We start from the raw sequence: 17,481 nt of genomic DNA on the forward strand, positions 1-17,481 counted from the left end.
GCAAGTGGACGTCTTTGCCAGCACACACACCTGCTTGCCAGTGTTTAAGCAGTTCAGCGTGCCCGGTCGTGCCCGCAGCGCCTGGGTGCTCAACAACGGCGCGGCGGGCATGCCCAATTTCCAAGGTGACACTGCGGGCTTGCTCACGCGCATCGCCACCGCGCCTTTTGAGGGGCCGCAGCGCCGCTGCACGGTGCAAACCCAGAGCCTGCACTTCGAAGCCATCGCCATCGATACCCCTGCTGCGTCTGCACAAGCGCGCTTTTTGCAGCAGTGGCCCGAGGGTTCCGACGCACACGCGTCTTATTTTTCGCGCATCGCGGCAGGCCCGGCCTACCGTGAAGCCGATGTCATTCGTTGGGAGACTTGAACATGTTGGCCATCATCGGAGGCACCGGCCTCTACGAACTGCCTGGCTTGCGCATCACGCAGCGCATCGCGGACACCACGCCCTTTGGGCAGGCTTCGGGCGATGTCCTGCGCGGGCAGTACCACGACCAGGAGGTGCTGTTTTTGGCGCGCCACGGCAGCGGCCACCGCCTCTTGCCGCACGAGGTCAATTACCGCGCCAACATCTTTGCCCTCAAGCAAGCCGGGGCCACGCAGTTGCTCGGTTTTTCGGCTGTGGGCAGCTTGAGTCTGGAGGTCAAGCCCGGCGACATGGCCATGCCCGAGCAGTACTTTGACTGGACCCGTGGCCAGCGCGAACGCACCTTTTTTGGCCAAGGCGTGGCCGCCCATGTGTCCACTGCCAAGCCCGTCAGTGCTGGTTTGGTAGATGCCGTCTCTCAGGCCGCGCAGCGCTGCGCCCTGTCGGTGCGCCGGGGCCTGACCTACGGCTGTGTGGAAGGCCCGCGCCTGGGCACGCAGGCCGAAAGCCATTTCCTGCGCCAAGCCGGTTGCCACCTGGTGGGCATGACCAATGTGCCCGAGGTCTTTTTGGCCCGCGAAGCCCAGATGGCCTACGCCACCGTGGGGCTGGTCACCGACTACGACTGCTGGCTGGACGACCCAACGCAGCACGTCAGCGTGTCTGGCATTTTTGATTTGTATGGCAAGACTTTGGGCAAAGCCGCGCAGGTGCTCGACGCTTTGTTGTCGCAGCCCCTGCCCGAGCCGGACCCGGCCAGCCGTCAGGCCTTGGCCAGCGCCATGCTCACACCCGATGCGGCACTCACGCCCGAGCAGGCTCAGTGGATGGCGGTATTGCGGCGCTGAGCGGCTCAGCTGCTCAGGTCTTGTACCCAGCGGTGCAAAGCGGCGCGCTCGGCGGGCGGCGCAAACAAAGGGGCGCGCACAGTGCACTGGGCCTTGAGTTGATCCAGCGCGGGTGCATTTGTGCGCAGCGCCAACAAGGCGTGGGCCAATGCGTGCGCATCACCGGGCTCGAAGTAGCCCGCGTAACCCTTGCCCAGCAGGCCCACATTGCCGTCGATGCGCGAGGCCAGCACGGGCGTGCCGCTGCACATCGCCTCCATCAGCACATGCGCGCCGCCTTCCATGCGGCTGCAGTGCACCAGCAGGTGCGCGCGCTGGATGCGCTGCAAGGTTTGGGCATGCGGCAGCGCTCCCAACCAGCGGTAATACGGGCACTGCGCCTGCGTGGACTCAGCCGCTTGGCCCAGTGCTGGGTCGAGTGGTGCGCCAATGTGGTCGATGAACACGCCTGCGTCTGGGGGCAACAGACGCGCTGCGGCCATCAGGGTCAGCGGGTCTTTTTCTTCACGCAAATGGCCCACCATGACCACCCGCAAATGGCGCGAGGTTTTGGGCAGGGTCTGGCGCGTGCCGGTTGACTGAAAGATCACGCGCGCTTTGGCTTGGTGTTCGCCGGGCAGGCTTTGCACGCCCAGGCTTTGCAGCACCACCAGCGAATGCGCCATGGCCAAGGAGCGCTGCGCCTGCGGGTCGTGCGCGATGTCACGGTACAGGTCGGTGCCGGTCAGCACCACGCCCAAGCCGCGTTGGCCATGTCGGGCATGCCAAGCCTGAATCGAGTCGGCCGAGCGGCGGGCGTGCAAGGCCAGCATCACACCATCGCCATTGCCCTGCGCGTCAGGCCACTGACGCACGATGCGCGCTCGGTGCGGCTGCAGCAAGCGCTGCCAGCGGCGTGCGGTTTGCCAGTTGCCGTTGTTCGCGTCGGCCAAGGCGGGGCTGACGATGACGATGCGCAGAGAATTCATGGCCTGTTTATAGCCGAGCACGCTGAAACGCAGTCAAGAGCAGTGGCTTTGGATAAAACTCCGCTTTTTGTGTTCAATTCCCCCTTTAGATTTCGGATAAATCTGAATGTTTTATTTGATCGTTCCGTTTTTTGTAGAATATCAACCTCGATTGCGACTCCCTCACACCCAGGACCATTTCATGATTCGCTCTAGGCGCGCACCGCTGCCACTGCAGACACATTCTTTGAACACCATGGCGTGTTGGGCCATCTCGGTGTTCGTTGGCACAGGGGCCATCCCGGCTTTGGCCTCCACCCCCACCAGCACTGCCAGCGCAGTGCAGGCTACAGGCCCCAACCGCGCGGCTGAGTTGCAAGAATTTGACACGGCCAGTTTGGAGGCCCTGGTTCTGCAGTTCAACCCCTTGCTTCGGGCCACCAGCCAGTCCGTCGATGCCGCTCGGGCATCGGTCACCTCGGCAGGTGCTTTGCTCAACCCGCGCATGGACTTGTCACGCGGACCTTGGCAACAGTTGGGCTCTGGCTCTGCTTCCAGCCAAAGCTGGACCTTCACTCAACCCATCGAAAACCCCCAGCTGCGCCGGGCGCGCATGGACACTGCCCAAGCCGGTGTTTCCAGCGCAGAGCAACAAAAGGCCAATGTTCGCAACGACCTGTTGGCGCAGTTGCGCATGCGTATTCATGAGGCCTTGCTGCACCAAGGCGAATCCGAAGCAGCAGCAGAGTCTTTGGCGCTGCTGGAGCAAGTTCAGCAGCGGGTGCGCGTTCGGGTCAACAGTGGTGAGGCGCCGCGCTATGAGCTGATCAAAGCCGACTCCGAAGTCATCAATGCCCGCGAGCGCCAGCAAACCGCCGCCTTGCGCGCCGACAGCACGCTGCTTGAAATCAACCGATTGGCTGCAGGCCAGTTGCCAGCACGCTGGAAGCTCAAGCCGCCTACGCCCAGTGAAAGAGCGCTCAACCAGAGCCTGGAGCAATTGCAAGCCAGTGCCAGCCAGTTCAACCCCGAGTTGAGGATCCTGCAGCACGAGTTAGACCGTGCCAAGTCCCGACTGGCGGCTGTGCGCGCCAGCGTGATGCCTTCGTTGGACCTGCGTTATTCGCAAATGTCAGACCCGCAGGTTCGTCAATCACAGTGGGGTATTGGCGTGCAGATCCCCCTTTTAGACCAGCGCAGCGGCCCGATCGCCGAAGCGGTGGCCGAGCTTGAAAGGGCGCGCACCCGTTATGAGGGCCGACAAGCCGAGATGACCCAGCAAATTTTGTTGGCTTGGCGGTCTCTTGAAATGTCCCGTCTGCGGGTGGATGCCTTGAGCCAAGGCGTTGTTCGTGAGGCCGAGTCGGCCTTGCGTGTGGCCGAAGCAGCTTACCGTTTTGGCGAGCGTGGCATTTTGGATGTGCTGGACGCCCAACGTGTTTTGCGCGGTGTGCGTGCCGACCTGTTGCAGGCCCGCTACCAGATGCAGGTCGCCCGCATCACCCTTGTTCAACTCAGTGGCCGCTACGCCGCCGATTCCAACCCATCCGTGAAATGAAACTTATGTCCAACCATGTCAGACCTTTCGTGAACACGCGTGTCCTGCTGTTGTCCGCTGCATTGAGTGCCCTTGTTTTGAGCGGCTGCGGCAAGCCCTCTGCCCCAGTGGCTGCCGAAGCGGCCAAACCCGCAGGTGATCCTTTGCAAATCAAGGTCGAGCCTTCCATGGCCAGCCGCTTTGTGGCCGGAGAAGTACGCATGAGTAACCTGGTTCCGATCCAAGAAGTGCCTGGCCGAATCGAGGCGAATGAGCGACAAGTGACCCGCATTGGCGCTTCGGTCACCGGCCGCGTGACCGAGCTGCTGGTGGAGGTGGGTGACCGCATCAAAGCGGGCCAACCCCTGGCGCGGATTGCCAGCCCTGAGTTGACGCAAGCCCAGATGGCCTTTTTGCGCGCACATTCCAATGCAGGCTTGGCCGAGCGCGCCGTAGACCGCGCGCGCCAACTCTTTCAAGCCGATGTGATCGGTGCTGCCGAGCTGCAGCGCCGTGAGTCAGAGTTGTCGGTGGCCCGCGCCGAAATGCGCGCATTGAGTGACCAGCTCAAGTTGCTCGGCATCTCAGGTGCCCCATTGGAAGCCCTGCGCGACCAAGGTGCTTTGCAATCCCATGCGCCCATCTTGGCCACCCAGTCTGGCGTTCTGCTGGAGCGAAAAATCAGCAATGGCCAGGTGGTTCAGCCGGGTGACCACCTCTTTACGGTGGCCGATTTAGGCAACGTTTGGGTGAGCGGCGCTTTGCCCGAGCAAACCGCGCGCTCGGTGCGCATCGGTCAACGGGTGGACATCGAAGTACCGGCTCTGGGCAACCGCCAGTTGTCCGGAAAAATCATCTACGTGGGCGACGCGGTGTCACCCGAGACACGCACGGTGCCGTTTCGCACCCAGGTGGACAACCTCAGCCGTGACCTGAAACCCCAAATGCTGGCCACCATGCGCATCCGGGGCGAGGCCACCAGTGAGTTGGTGGTGCCTCAAGACGCCGTCATCCGCGAGGGTGATCGCGATCACGTCTACCTGAAAGTCGGTGAAGGCACTTTCCGTTTCACACCGGTTGAATTGGCCCCTGCGCACGATGACCTGAGGCCTGTACTCAAGGGTGTCAAGTTGGGTGATCTGGTGGTGGTCGAGGGGGCATTCCATTTGCACAACGAGCGCAAGCGCGCTGAACTTCAGTAACAAGGAACAACCCCATGCTGAAGTCTTTGATCCGTGCCGCCCTGACCCAGCGTTTGCTGGTGTTGGTGGTGGCGCTTGTGTTGCTCGGCTTTGGCGGGCGCGCCGCCATGCGCCTGTCGGTGGACGCGTTCCCCGATGTGACGAACGTGCAGGTTCAGGTGGCCACCGAGGTGCCGGGCCGTTCACCCGAAGAGGTAGAGCGCTTTGTCACCATGCCACTCGAAGTGGCCATGACCGGTTTGCCAGGCCTGACCGAAATGCGTGCGCTCAACCGCGCGGGTTTGTCATTGGTCACCCTGGTGTTCACCGACAAAACCGATGTGTACTTTGCGCGCCAACTGGTGATGGAGCGGTTGCTCGAAGTCACGCCCCGCATGCCCGAGGGGGTGGTGCCGGTTTTGGGGCCTGTCTCCACCGGCTTGGGCGAGGTCTACCAATACACCTTGGTCCATCCGGACGATGGCCAGCGCAAACTCTCCGACAACGAACTGATGGAGCGCCGCGTCATCCAGGACTGGGTGCTGCGCCCCATGTTGCGTTCCATCCCTGGCGTGGCCGAGATCAACTCGATGGGCGGCCTGGAGCGCCAATTCCAGGTGCTGGTCAACCCAGACCGCCTGCGCCACTACCGCTTGTCGCTGCGTGAGGTGCTCGAATCGATTGAGCGCAACAACGCCAACTCGGGTGGCGGTTTGCTGCGATCGTCGGCCGAGCAGTATTTGATCCGCGGCGTGGGCTTGATCCAAACCGCCGACGACATTGGCAACATCATCTTGAAAGAGTCGGGTGACGTGCCCGTGTTCGTACGCGATGTGGCGCAGGTCCAGGTGGGCGCTGCCGTGCGGCAGGGCGCCATCGTGCGAAATGGCGAGACCGAAGCGGTGGCCGGCATCGTGATGATGCTGCGCGGTGCCAACGCCAAAGAGGTGGTGGGCCGGGTCAAGACCAAGGTCGAAGAGATCAACCAAAAGGGCATGTTGCCTGGTGGCTTGCAAATCGAAGCCTTTTACGACCGCACCGAGTTGGTGGATTCGGCCTTGTGGATGGTGACCAAGGTGCTGCTGGAAGGCATTGTCTTCATCATCATCATCTTGTTGCTGTTCTTGGGTGATGTGCGTTCCAGCTTGGTGGTGGTGGCCACCATCGTCATCACGCCCTTGGTCACTTTCATGATGATGAACCAGTTGGGCTTGTCGGCCAACCTGATGTCGCTGGGGGGGTTGGCGATCGCGATCGGTCTGATGGTCGATGGCACGGTGGTGGTGGTCGAAAACGTCTTCCACAAATTGGGGCAAGCCGGCCCCAGCCGAGCGTCCAGGCTGCGAACCATCCTGGAGGCCACCAGTGAAATCGCCAAGCCCACGGTCTATGGCATGTCCATCATCATCTTGGTGTTCTTGCCCCTGATGACCTTGACGGGCATGGAAGGCAAGATGTTCGCGCCTTTGGCTTTGACCATTGCGATCGCATTGGCCGTGTCTTTGGTGGTGTCGCTGTTTTTGTCGCCCGTGCTGTGCAGCTATGTGCTGCGCGGCGGCAGCGACCACGACACCAAGCCGATCGCCTTTTTGAAGCGCCACTACCTGACGGTTTTGCATGTGGCCTTGGGCGCTGAAAAGAAGACGATCACGATCGCCGTGGCTTTGTTGGTCGGCTCCTTGTCCTTGTTTCCGCTGCTCGGTAAAAGCTTCATCCCCACCATGAAAGAGGGCAACATCGTTCCTCAGATCATTCGGGTGCCCAGCATTTCACTCGAGGAATCGCTCAAGGTGGAGTACGAGGCGATGAAAATCGTCTCGCAAGTGCCGGGGGTCAAATCGGTGGTGGCCAAGCTGGGCCGGGGTGAGTCCTTGGCCGATCCAGCCGGTCCCAATGAGTCCGATCCGATTGTGGTGATTGACCGCGAAGCCGGGCGCACCCAGACCGAGATCGAAGAAGACATTCGCAAAGCGCTGGCCGTCTTGCCGGGTGTGCAGGTCATCATGAACCAGCCCATCGCACAGCGGGTGGACGAGATGGTGACCGGCGTGCGTTCGCAGTTGGCCATCAAGGTGTTTGGTGACGATTTGGCCGAACTCAAGCGCATCTCTGAAGAGGTGGCCCGCATCACCAGCACCGTGCCCGGTGCCATTGACTTGCGTGTGGAGCGCTTGTCGGGGCAGCAGACCTTGACCATTGAAATCGACCGGCAATCGATTGCCCGCTATGGCATCAATGTCTCGGATGTCAACGACCTGATCGAAACCGCTTTTGGCGGTAAGGCAGTTGGCCAGTTGTACGAAGGCCAAAGGCGCTTTGAAATCGTGGTGCGCTACCCACAAGAAAACCGCAATTCGATTCAGTCCATCCGCAACACGACCTTGAAAACCAGGGACGGGACTTTGGTTCCCCTGTCAGCCGTGGCCAGCATTGAACTCGTGGACAGCCCGCCCACCATCAGCCGCGAGTTTGGCAAACGCCGTGTGGTGGTGGGTGCCAACGTGAGTGGCCGAGACTTGGGTGGCTTTGTGCAAGAGGTGCAGCAACGCGTCGATGCCGAACTGACCCTGCCAGATGGGTATTACCTGTCTTGGGGTGGTCAGTTTGAAAACATGGAGCGCGCCATGGAAACGCTCACCATCATCGTGCCGCTGACCATCGTCGCCATCTTCTTCTTGTTGTTCATGCTGTTCAATTCGGTCAAATTGGCGACCTTGATCATTCTGGTTCTGCCGTTTGCATCGATTGGCGGCATCTTGGCCCTGTTTGTGTCGGGTGAGTACATCAGCGTGCCGGCCTCGGTGGGCTTCATCGCCTTGTGGGGCATTGCGGTGCTCAATGGTGTGGTGCTGGTCAGCAGCATTCGCAAGCTGCGCGAAGACGGCATGTCGGTCGCCGCTGCGGTGCGCGAGGGTTGCGTGCAACGCTTTCGGCCTGTGCTCATGACCGCCACGGTGGCGCTGTTGGCCCTGGTGCCCTTCCTGTTTGCCACGGGCCCTGGATCAGAAGTTCAACGCCCCTTGGCCGTGGTGGTCATTGGGGGTTTGATTTCCTCTACATTACTGACACTGGTCGTTTTGCCTGCGCTTTACAGGTGGTTCGACGACGTGCCACAAGAAGCTTAAATTTGGAGACAGTTGATGAAAGAAGTACGCGCCATCATTCGCCCCAATCGCCGTGATCGCTTGCGAGAAGCCTTGCGTGCGATCCCCAATTTTCCGGGCATGTCCATGTTCAGTGCCCAGGGCTTCACGGCCCCGGCCTCCATCGACAAGCGCTCTGTGCGCGACGAGCTGACCGATTTCACAGAGAAATACATGGTCTGTGTGCTGTGCCCCGATGACATGGTGGAAACCATTCGCAATGTTATCGTCGCCTCTTGCGGTACTGGCAATTTCGGAGATGGCCTTGTCTGGGTGCTGGACGTGGCGTCTGTACACCGGGTTCGCAACGGTGAGCCCATGGCTTGAGACCGCCCTGAGTTTCGCCATGGCGAGCATTTTGTGTCTTTGTTTGCTTTCACCTTGACTGTTCATTCACCCTATTTACGATTATCTTGACAGGGCCTTTCTTCAATACGCTGCGCACAGATGGCACCAGAGCCTTGGCAGCGGCTTTGTCACAAACCCGGCAGCGCACGCTGGGCTTGATGCAAGCCTGGCAGGCCGCGGTCTCCGATTTATCGGTGCCACTGTCACCTCGAGTGAATCCGCCGCTTTGGGAGTGGGGCCACATCGCTTGGTTTCAGGAGTGGTGGACGGTGCGCAACCGACAGCGCCACGAAGGCATACGCAGCGCTTCTTCGGGCGATGGCTTTGCCCCCTCACTCATGCCCCATGCCGATGCGCTGTACAACTCCAGTGAAGTGGCGCACGACAGCCGCTGGTCGCTGGCCCTGCCGGACTTTGAACACACCCAGCGTTACCTGTCCGATGTGCTGGCGCACAGCCTGGCCCATTTGCGGGCTGCGCCCGACGCCAGCGACGAGGCCCTTTACTTTTGGCGGCTGGTTTTGCAACACGAGGCCATGCACAACGAGGCTTCGGTCTACATGGCACAAAACCTGGGTGTGGCTTTGCCCGAAGCCTGGTGTGTGGGTCATGCGCTGTCATGGCACCAAGAAATGGTCCCAAGGGCAGGATTGCGCATCCCATCCCAAGTCTGTCAGTTGGGCCATTCAGGGACTGGATTTGCTTTTGACAACGAATGCCCAGCGCACACGGTGGCCTTGGCGGCTTACGAGATCGATGCCCAGGCGGTGTCGTGGGCGCAGTACCTGCCTTTCTTGCAAGAAACAGGGCATGCCCTGCCGCCCCATGTGCGCTGCGTTCAGGGGGGGTGGCAGGTCCAAGTGTTTGGCCACTGGCGAGCGATGCCAATGAGCGCACCCGTGGTGCATGTGAATGCATGGGATGCCCAGGCCTGGTGCCACTGGGCTGGCAGGCGTTTGCCCACCGAGGCGCAATGGACTTGCGCTGCGAACACACACGGGTTTGAGTGGGGCAGGGTTTGGGAATGGACGGCCGACGATTTTGCGCCTTACCCGGGCTTTTTACCCCACCCTTATCGAGAGTATTCAGAGCCTTGGTGGCAGGGTCACCGCGTGCTCAAGGGCGCATGCTGGGCCACGTCGCAGCATCTGGTCGATGCGCGTTACCGCAACTTTTTCGTGCCCGAGCGGCAAGATATCTTGGCGGGTTTTCGCTCAGTCAAAATTTGAGGCGTCAGACTTTGGACACTTGCGCCTTGCGCAGCAAAGCATCGATCAGCAGATGGGTTTTCAAAGCATCTTCGCCGGTGACCCGCGGCGCACGTTTTTGGGCAATCGCGTCCATGAAATCGGTCAAAAGATCGCGGTGTGGCGCATGTGAAAAATCCATCATGTTGGCACCGCTGCCGGTGCCGCCTTCACTGCGAACAGTCAAAAGTTCGCCCGTCAAAAAGTGCACCTGCAGATCGGCTCCGGTCAGCCGTGCGCTGCCCAAAGTGCCAATCACCTCGATCGTTTCCGGGAACCCGGGGTACATGGCGGTTGTGGCCATCAGGTCGCCTGCTGCACCATTGCCCAAAACCAAGAGTGCACTCACGTGGTCTTCTGTTTCCATCTGGTGTAAACGGGTTTTCTGCACCAGCGAAGCCGTAACGGATTTCACCCCGACCAGCACCTGAAACAGGTTGAGGGTGTGGATGGCCTGCGTCAGCAAAACACCACCGCCATCACGTGCCAACGTGCCCCTGCCCAGTTCGTTGTAATAGGCTTGCGATCGCCACCACGGCACCCGCACCGATGCGGCTTGGACCTCACCCAGGCGCCCTGTCTCCAGCACATCCTGCAAAACAAGCGATGCTTGACGGAACCGGTGTTGAAAGACAACACCCAAATGAAGACCATATTGCTGGGCCAGCGACACCAGTTGTTTGGACCTTTCCAAGTTGAGCTCCAGCGGCTTTTCGAGCAAGACATGTTTGCCAGCAGCGAAGCAACGTTGACAAATGTCCAAATGGGTGGACGGCGGTGTGGCCACAATGACCGCTTGAACCAGTGGGTCGTTCAGGGCCTCATCCAGTGCACTGACCAAACGAACAGGGCCGGTGAAAGGCCTGATGCGATCAGGGTGGGGGTGGCGCGTGACGGCATAGCGCAGGTCGATGCGCTCGCTCAAGTCTTGCAGGCTGAGCAGATGCGGTTGGCTTGCCGCACCCAGACCCACCAGAGCCATACCAAAACGCTCAGACATCAGCGAGCTTGACCAATTCTGACTTGATTGATTTGCGCTTGGGCCTTGACCAAAGAGGGCACCAGTTCTTGACCATATCCCAACGCACAGGCCGTCACCAAACTCTGGTGTACGCTGGTGCCAACCAACGAAGGTGCTTTCACGCTTTCGGTCAAATGCACGTAGTAGCGCAAGTCTTTCGATGCGTTGTTCAATTCGAACTTCAGTCCGGTGTAATCGCCCTCCAGTGTTTTGGCCATGGCCTGAAACAAACCCGAATTGACGGCGCCGGCCGACACCACGCGCACCAACTGCCCTACATCGATCCCAGCCTTGGCACCCACGGCAAAGGCTTCGGCTGCAGCGGTGGTGATGGCCTGGCCCAAAAAGTTGTTCAGCAGCTTAATGACATGGGCTGCGCCCATCTCTCCAACGTGGAAAATATTTTCGCAATAGGCCTTGAACACCGGCTCCAGGCGGGCAAAAACCTCGGGCGATGCGCCCACCATGGTGTTGAGTTTTCCGGCTTCGGCCTCTACTGGGGTGCGCGCCAAAGGGGCATCGACCAGGGTCATGCCCAAGGCCTGGCAACGTGCAGCCAAGCGGCGAGTGGAGTCGGGCTCGCTGGTCGATGCATCGACCACCACCAGTCCCGAGCGGGCTTGACTGAACAAGCCGCTTGGGCCCTCCAAGGCGGCTTCAACTTGTGGAGATCCCGTGACACAAATGATGACCGCGTCGCAGGCCGACAGATCCGCATGGTGCTCTACCAGCTTGGCGCCAGCAGCCAACAGGTCCTGCAAAGGCTCGCGTCGTGAATGCGCTGTCAAAGAAACCTGAAAACCTTTGGACAACAAATTTTTGGCCATACCGTGGCCCATCAGGCCTGAAGCACCAATAAAACCGATGTGTTGCATAACAGTGTCTTTCGTTGGGGGTGAAAAAAGTCTTGGCCTACCTGTACCCGATCAGCAGACACTGAGGTGTGATGGGGTCTGTGTAAACCCCGACTCAAACCGGACTTCAAGTTATCTTTTTGCACCGAACTTGACCAGTCACCCGGGACACTTTGGTGACACACAGCGACAGGTCTTATGGTTAACCCTAGCACAGCTCCAATGGCAAAGGCCTAGAGTGAAAGTGCCACACAGAGGGTGTGCTCAACAATTCACGACAGGAGACATCGACATGAAAATTTTCAAGCCATTGATTGGCGCTTTTCTTTCTTCAGTGCTGGCCTTGAGCGCGCACGCCCAACAAGCGCCCATCACGCTCCATGGGGCATCGCAATTTGGCGATGACCATGCATTTACAAAATCATTGGTTCGTTTTGAAGAACTGGTCAAAAAATACTATGGCAAGCCCATCAACTTCGTGTTGCACAAGAACAGTTCTTTGGGCTTGGAAAAGGATTACTTCGCCTACATGAACCAAGGCAAGGCGGTGGACTACGCCATTGTCTCGCCCGCCCACATGTCCACCTTTTCCAAAGCCGCGCCCTTCATCGATGCGCCCTTTTTGTTCAGCGACCTGACCCATTGGAACAAGGTGCTGGACCAAGACGTGCTCAAGCCCATTGCCGATGAGGTGGAGCAAAAAGCCGAAGTCAAGCTGATCGGTTATGCCGGGGGTGGTGTGCGCAACATCTTCTCCAACAAGACGGCGGGCAACTTGGCCGACTTGAAAAACCTCAAAGTGCGCGTGCAAGGCGCACCCATTTGGAGCCGCACCTTCAACGCCGTGGGCATGACACCCACCGTGATTGCTTATAACGAGGTCTACAACGCCATTCAAAACGGTGTGATCAATGCCGGTGAAAACGAAGCGGCCGGCGTTGAAGCCATGAAGTTTTTTGAAGTCGCCCCCAACATCTTGATGACCCGCCACGCCATCACGATCCGCCCCCTGTGCTTCTCGGTCAAGACCTTGAAGAGATTGCCAGCCGATTTACAAGACGCGATTTTGAAGGCTGGCAAAGAGGCGGGCGCCTATGGCCGACAAGTTGAATCGTCCGAAGACCAGGCCAAGTTGGACAAGTACGCCAAAGAAGGCAAGCTCAAGCAGGTGCCTTTCAGCCAACGTGCAGAGATGCAAAGACTGGTCGATCCGGTCATGGCCGCCTACGCCAAAGAGGTCGGAGCTGATGCCATTTATGCCAGGATCAACAGCTTGAAGTGATCCCCTTCAAGGCGGTGGCCTACAAGCTGCCGCCTTGTTTTTTGCCTCACCGACATGGCGTATGAAAAAACTGTTGTTCATCATCGACGGATTGCTGTCATTTCTTTTGATTTTCACGGTGCTGCTTTTGTTGGTGCCGGTGAGTCTGCAGATTTTTTCGCGGTACACCGATTTGATACCGCGCTACATGTGGACCGAAGAGATGAGTCGGTTTTTTTTCGTCTGGCTGATCATGCTGGGGGCCACGCTGGGTGTGCGTGAAAAGATGCACTTTGACGTGGACTTTTTGCCGCAACTGTCTGACAAGGTCAACCGACGGCTGTTGTTTGTTTGCCAATTTTTCATGCTGATTTTTTCGGCTGTGATTTTTTACTGGGGCATTGAGTTCACCCAATTTGGCTGGAATCAAACCTCTGAATTGGCCGATATGCCCATGTGGTGGATTTTCATTGCCTGGCCCATTTCGGGTTTTCTGTGGATGGTTTTTTTGTTGCACCACATGTTCAACCCCACAGGCGTCGATGAAAGCCTTCAACAGGAGTCAGCAGTTTGAGCTCTGTCATGTTTTCGCCAGGAGTGGCGGCTTTGGTACTCTTTGGTGCCTTTTTCTTTTTGTTGGCCATACGGGTTCCCGTAGCCTTCGCGTTAGGGCTGGCTTCTTTGCCTGTTTTGTTGCTCGAACCCCGGCTTTCGCCCATGGTCTTGTTCAATGAGACCTTCAAGACCTACAACTCGTTCATCTTGTTGGCGGTACCATTTTTCCTGTTGACGGCCAATTTGATGAACGGCGGTGGCATCACCGTGCGCATGATGCGATTGTCCAGGGCGCTGGTGGGCCACTTCCCGGGTGGGTTGGCACAGATCAATGTGCTGCTGTCGGTGTTTTTTGCCGGCATCTCGGGTTCGGCCAGCGCTGATGCTGCTGGACAAGGCAAACTGTTCATCGAGGCCCAGGTCAAGGAAGGCTATGACTTGTCGTTTTCGATCGCTGTCACAGCGGTTTCGTCTGTGTTGGCTGTCATCATTCCTCCGTCCATTCTGATGGTGGTGTGGGGGGGCGTGATCTCCACCTCGATCGGTGCGATGTACTTGGCGGGCATCGTGCCAGGCGTGTTGCTGTGTTTGGCCCAAATGGCGACTGTGCACGCCTATTCGGTCAAGCGCAATTACCCGGTCTACCCGCGCGCCAACTTCGCTGAAATTTTCAAATCAGCCCTTATCGCTATTCCAGCCCTGTTCACCCCTGTGATCATCGTGGGCGGTATTTTGCTGGGCTGGTTCACGGCAACCGAGTCGGCGGCTGCTGCGGTGCTGTATGCCGCCGTGCTGTCTTTGTTGTTTTACCGAGAGATGGGCTTCAAGCAGTTCATGGCTGCAGTGTTGGACACCGGAAAACTGTCGGCCGTGGCCTTGTTTTGTGTGGGCACGGCCTCGGTTTTTGGCTGGCTGTTGGCCTACTACCAAATTCCCAAAGCCTTGCTGACCAATGTCCAAACATGGGGCATGGATGTGATTGGCGTCGGCATTTTCATCGCAGTGGCCTTCCTCATTGTGGGCTGTTTTCTGGATGCGATTCCCGCCATCATCATCGTGGGCACCACCTTGCAACCTCTGGCCCAATCGGTGGACATGCACCCTGTGCACTTTGCCATCATCGGCATTTTGTCTTTGGCCTTTGGGTTGGTCACACCACCTTATGGCATGTGCCTCATGATTTGTTGTGCGGTGGCCAAAGTGCCGCTCCGATATGCATTGAAGGACACCATGATCATGGTCGTGCCGATGCTGTTGGTGTTGTTTGCGGTCATCGTCTTTCCTGAAATTGCGTTGTTTTTGCCGCGGATTTTTTCTCCCGAAATGATCAATTGACAAAAGCCAGCCCCATGCCTGTGTTGACACCTTTGAGTGATGTGCTGGGCGCCCGCATCGACGGGCTAGACGTGTCCGAGCCCTTGGACGCAAGCCAACAGCAGTGGCTTGCCAATGCCTTGCACCGGCATGGCTTCATCGTGCTGAAAAACCAGACGCTCAGCGCTGCACAAATGGTGGGCTTTGCCCGGCAGTGGGGCCAGCCGTCGCCGCATGTCATCGACACCTTTCACCACCCACAAGACCCCAATATTTTGCTGCTGTCGAATGTCTTTAAGGACGGACAACCCACGGGGCTGGTTGACGCGGGCACCTACTTTCACACCGACTACTCGTACCTGGACGACGTGGCGCGTTGCACCATCTTGCACGCCCAAGACGTGCCGCCAGCGCCCAATGGCACCCGCTTTGCCAACCAGGCCAAGGCCTACGCCGATCTGTCACCCCGCATGAAAGAGAGAATTGAGGGGCTGGTGGTCAAGCACCACTATGGCAACCGCGACGACCTGAACCCGCAATCGCGCAGCGTGGCCTCGGTGCTCAACCCCGACCAGGTGAAGAAAGTCAACTGGGTGCGTCACCCCTTGGTCAAAAAACACCCCTTCACCGGGCAGCCTGCTTTGTATGCGGTGAGCGGCAGTTCCTTTGGCATTGAGGGCATGATGGATGAGCCTGCTTTGGCACTGCTGCGCGAGTTGGCAGCACATGCCACGCAGGACAAATATTGCTACACGCACAACTATGAAAACGGCGACGTCATTGTTTGGGACAACGCCTTGCTGCTGCACAGCGCGCCTTTGATCGATTTGACTCGGCCACGCACCTTGTGGCGCGTGACCGTGCTGTACCCGTCAGGGCATTGAGCATCAGGGCATGTATTGCCCACCGTTGATGTCGATGATTTGACCGGTCACATAACCCGACATTTGCTCAGATCCCAGGTACACGAATGCACCTGCACACTCATCGGCAGTGCCCAGGCGGTTCATGGGGATCGTGGCTCTGAAGCCTTCGAGCATTTGGGGTGTTGAAAATCGCTCATGAAACGGGGTGGTGATCACGCCGGGTGACACCGCGTTGACGCGAATGTTGTCCTTGACCAATTCTTTGGCCAGACCTTTGGTCATGGTGGCCACGAAGCCTTTGGAGCCGGCGTACAACGAGGCGCCGGCCCCGCCACCGTGGCGAGCCGCCACCGAGGTCACGTTGATGATGGCGCCTCCCTGGCCCTGCTTGCGCATGGCTGCTACGGCCGCAGCGGTGCACATCATGGCTGAGCGCACATTCAGGTGAACCACATTGTCAAAGAGCTCGTCGGTGATCTCTTCAATGGGCACGCGCTGGACCAAGGCCCCTGCGTTGTTGATCAGGATGTCGATGCGGCCAAAGGCTTTGACAGTTTCTTCGACCAGGCGATGGCATTGAGCCGTTTCAAGCACGTTGCCTTGGAGCAAGATGGCTTGTGCGCCCGTGGCCTTCACGGCTTGGAGCACCTCTTCAGCAGGGCCTTTGCTGCTGTTGTAGTGCACCGCCACGCGTGCGCCCAGTTGGCCAAAGGCCAGGGCAGCAGCTGCCCCAATGCCGGTGCTGGAGCCGGTGATCAACACCACTTTGTTTTTCAGATCGTTCAACATGCACGTCTCCTGTTCATTTCTTTTTGGCACAGCACAAGCGCTGGGTTCAATGGATTATGAGCAGGCCCGCCAGGGGCACCAATCATATCGGCGACAAGCTCAAGACTGTGCCCAAAATACCGCAAAACGCTGGGCAGGATCGGTCCATGCGTGTGTCTTGGCAAAGCCTGCTGCGTGAAGCAGAGCGGCAAAGTCGGGCACGGTCCACTTGCAAGCGTTTTCGGTGTGGATGGTTTCGTCTGCTGCAAACTGGCGTAGCCCGCCTGGCCACCGGACGGTGACCACGTGGCGCGCTTGCAGGTGCATTTCGACCCGCGATTGCGCTGCGTTGAAGCGCGACAAGTGCCGCCAGTCGCGCACCGCAAAGTCGCTGCCCGCCAAGCGGTTGATGTGCAGCAACAAGTTCAAATCAAAAGCGGCGGTGACGCCCAGGGCGTCGTCGTAGGCGGCTGCCAATTCAACCGGATCTTTGAGCAAGTCCACCCCGATCAGCAGGCCACTGCCCATGGCCGTACCGCAAGCGCGGTGCAGACTTTGCAAAAAGCCCAGCGCTTGCACGGGCGTGAAATTGCCGATGCTTGAGCCCGGGTAAAACAGCACGCGCGGCTGAGCAGGATCCAGCGCCAGCGCCTCCGGCAAATCAAGGCCACCCGAAAAGTCGGTGCCCAAGCCCACCATTGGCAGACCCGGGTGTTGGTGTTGCAGGTGGCCCAAGGCTTGGCGCACAAAGTCCACCGAAATGTCCACCGCCACATAGCGCGCGGCCTGCATGGGGCCGAGCAGTCGCCCGGCTTTTTCGCAGTTGCCTGCACCCAAGTCCACCCAGCAAGCCCCTTTGGGCAAATGTTGGGCCATGTCAGCGCTGTGCAGGCACATGAGCTGCGCCTCGGTGCGCGTCAGGTCGTATTCGGGCAGTTCGGTGATGGCCTCGAACAGGCGCGAGCCCAGCGCGTCGTAGAGGTATTTGGGCGAGGTGTAGGCCTGTGGGGCGCTCAAGCCCTGCAAGAGTTCTTGCGCTACAGCGGCGGCGTCGTGCTGGTGCAGCTGGATGAATTGGGGGATGGTCATGCGGTATGTTAGGTCAGAGATCTTGCCGGTGTCACTGGGGGTGGAACAAGGCCTGGGTCCTTGCTTTGGGGTCGATCAGCGTCTTGCCCAACGGGGTTGTTTCGCGCCATCGGCGCCAAGCGTCTTGAATTC

The 17,481-nt window shown here is 58.9% G+C and carries 15 protein-coding genes and 1 pseudogene; 11 read left to right on the forward strand and 5 right to left on the reverse strand.

What is annotated here, in order from left to right; translation table 11 throughout:
• Both ABWQ00_RS12875 and ABWQ00_RS12880 read left to right on the forward strand, forming a co-directional pair.
• Window positions 1–370: pseudogene (locus ABWQ00_RS12875) on the forward strand (hypothetical protein); the annotation flags it as partial.
• A 2-nt stretch (window positions 371–372) separates the two neighbouring features.
• On the forward strand, window positions 373–1,218 hold the full coding sequence (locus ABWQ00_RS12880) for an MTAP family purine nucleoside phosphorylase (protein WP_353239079.1): 846 nt from the start codon (window positions 373–375) through the stop codon (window positions 1,216–1,218).
• Window positions 1,219–1,223: 5 nt separating this feature from the next.
• Here ABWQ00_RS12880 and senB read toward each other — a convergent pair whose 3' ends face one another.
• A complete protein-coding gene (gene senB / locus ABWQ00_RS12885; RefSeq protein ID WP_353239080.1) occupies window positions 1,224–2,186 on the reverse strand; it encodes a selenoneine biosynthesis selenosugar synthase SenB in 963 nt (320 codons plus the stop codon).
• Between the two features lie 235 nt (window positions 2,187–2,421).
• Between senB and ABWQ00_RS12890 the strand changes: the two genes are divergently transcribed.
• From ABWQ00_RS12890 to senA, 5 genes are all read left to right on the forward strand, one after another.
• Entirely contained in the window at window positions 2,422–3,723 is a 1,302-nt protein-coding gene (locus ABWQ00_RS12890) for a TolC family protein (RefSeq protein ID WP_353239081.1), read from the forward strand.
• Window positions 3,720–4,904, forward strand: coding sequence for an efflux RND transporter periplasmic adaptor subunit (locus tag ABWQ00_RS12895; protein WP_502908134.1), 1,185 nt, complete (start codon window positions 3,720–3,722; stop codon window positions 4,902–4,904). Before ABWQ00_RS12890 ends, ABWQ00_RS12895 begins: the two co-directional genes overlap by 4 nt.
• Before the next feature lie 14 nt (window positions 4,905–4,918).
• Entirely contained in the window at window positions 4,919–8,008 is a 3,090-nt protein-coding gene (locus ABWQ00_RS12900; protein ID WP_353239082.1) for an efflux RND transporter permease subunit, read from the forward strand.
• 15 nt (window positions 8,009–8,023) lie between these two features.
• Window positions 8,024–8,353 (forward strand): P-II family nitrogen regulator, encoded by a 330-nt coding sequence (locus ABWQ00_RS12905; RefSeq protein WP_353239083.1) that lies wholly within the window; start codon window positions 8,024–8,026, stop codon window positions 8,351–8,353.
• An 86-nt stretch (window positions 8,354–8,439) separates the two neighbouring features.
• Window positions 8,440–9,603 (forward strand): selenoneine synthase SenA, encoded by a 1,164-nt coding sequence (gene senA, locus ABWQ00_RS12910; protein WP_353239084.1) that lies wholly within the window; start codon window positions 8,440–8,442, stop codon window positions 9,601–9,603.
• Window positions 9,604–9,607: 4 nt separating this feature from the next.
• Here the strand turns inward: senA and ABWQ00_RS12915 are convergent, their stop codons facing one another.
• The gene (locus tag ABWQ00_RS12915) at window positions 9,608–10,621 is read right to left on the reverse strand and encodes a Gfo/Idh/MocA family protein (protein WP_353239085.1); all 1,014 of its coding nucleotides are present in this window, start codon (window positions 10,619–10,621) and stop codon (window positions 9,608–9,610) included.
• Window positions 10,621–11,517, reverse strand: coding sequence for an NAD(P)-dependent oxidoreductase (locus ABWQ00_RS12920; protein WP_353239086.1), 897 nt, complete (start codon window positions 11,515–11,517; stop codon window positions 10,621–10,623). The genes ABWQ00_RS12915 and ABWQ00_RS12920 overlap by 1 nt, the downstream gene beginning before the upstream one ends.
• A gap of 271 nt (window positions 11,518–11,788) precedes the next feature.
• Here ABWQ00_RS12920 and ABWQ00_RS12925 point away from each other — a divergent pair, with 271 nt between their 5' ends.
• The 4 genes from ABWQ00_RS12925 to ABWQ00_RS12940 all read left to right on the forward strand — a co-directional run bounded on the left by ABWQ00_RS12925 (window position 11,789) and on the right by ABWQ00_RS12940 (window position 15,510).
• Window positions 11,789–12,778, forward strand: coding sequence for a TRAP transporter substrate-binding protein (locus ABWQ00_RS12925; protein WP_353239087.1), 990 nt, complete (start codon window positions 11,789–11,791; stop codon window positions 12,776–12,778).
• Between the two features lie 61 nt (window positions 12,779–12,839).
• Window positions 12,840–13,331, forward strand: coding sequence for a TRAP transporter small permease (locus tag ABWQ00_RS12930; RefSeq protein WP_353239088.1), 492 nt, complete (start codon window positions 12,840–12,842; stop codon window positions 13,329–13,331).
• A gap of 8 nt (window positions 13,332–13,339) precedes the next feature.
• A complete protein-coding gene (locus ABWQ00_RS12935; RefSeq protein ID WP_353239089.1) occupies window positions 13,340–14,647 on the forward strand; it encodes a TRAP transporter large permease in 1,308 nt (435 codons plus the stop codon).
• A complete protein-coding gene (locus ABWQ00_RS12940) occupies window positions 14,644–15,510 on the forward strand; it encodes a TauD/TfdA dioxygenase family protein (protein WP_353239090.1) in 867 nt (288 codons plus the stop codon). The genes ABWQ00_RS12935 and ABWQ00_RS12940 overlap by 4 nt, the downstream gene beginning before the upstream one ends.
• A 3-nt stretch (window positions 15,511–15,513) precedes the next feature.
• Here the strand turns inward: ABWQ00_RS12940 and ABWQ00_RS12945 are convergent, their stop codons facing one another.
• Together ABWQ00_RS12945 and egtD are read right to left on the reverse strand one after the other, a co-directional pair.
• The gene (locus ABWQ00_RS12945; RefSeq protein ID WP_353239116.1) at window positions 15,514–16,278 is read right to left on the reverse strand and encodes an SDR family NAD(P)-dependent oxidoreductase; all 765 of its coding nucleotides are present in this window, start codon (window positions 16,276–16,278) and stop codon (window positions 15,514–15,516) included.
• 102 nt (window positions 16,279–16,380) lie between these two features.
• Entirely contained in the window at window positions 16,381–17,349 is a 969-nt protein-coding gene (gene egtD, locus ABWQ00_RS12950; RefSeq protein WP_353239091.1) for an L-histidine N(alpha)-methyltransferase, read from the reverse strand.
• Window positions 17,350–17,481: the final 132 nt, after the last annotated feature.

Source organism: Limnohabitans sp. (assembly GCF_040400975.1).
Classification (GTDB): Bacteria; Pseudomonadota; Gammaproteobacteria; order Burkholderiales; family Burkholderiaceae_C; genus Limnohabitans_A.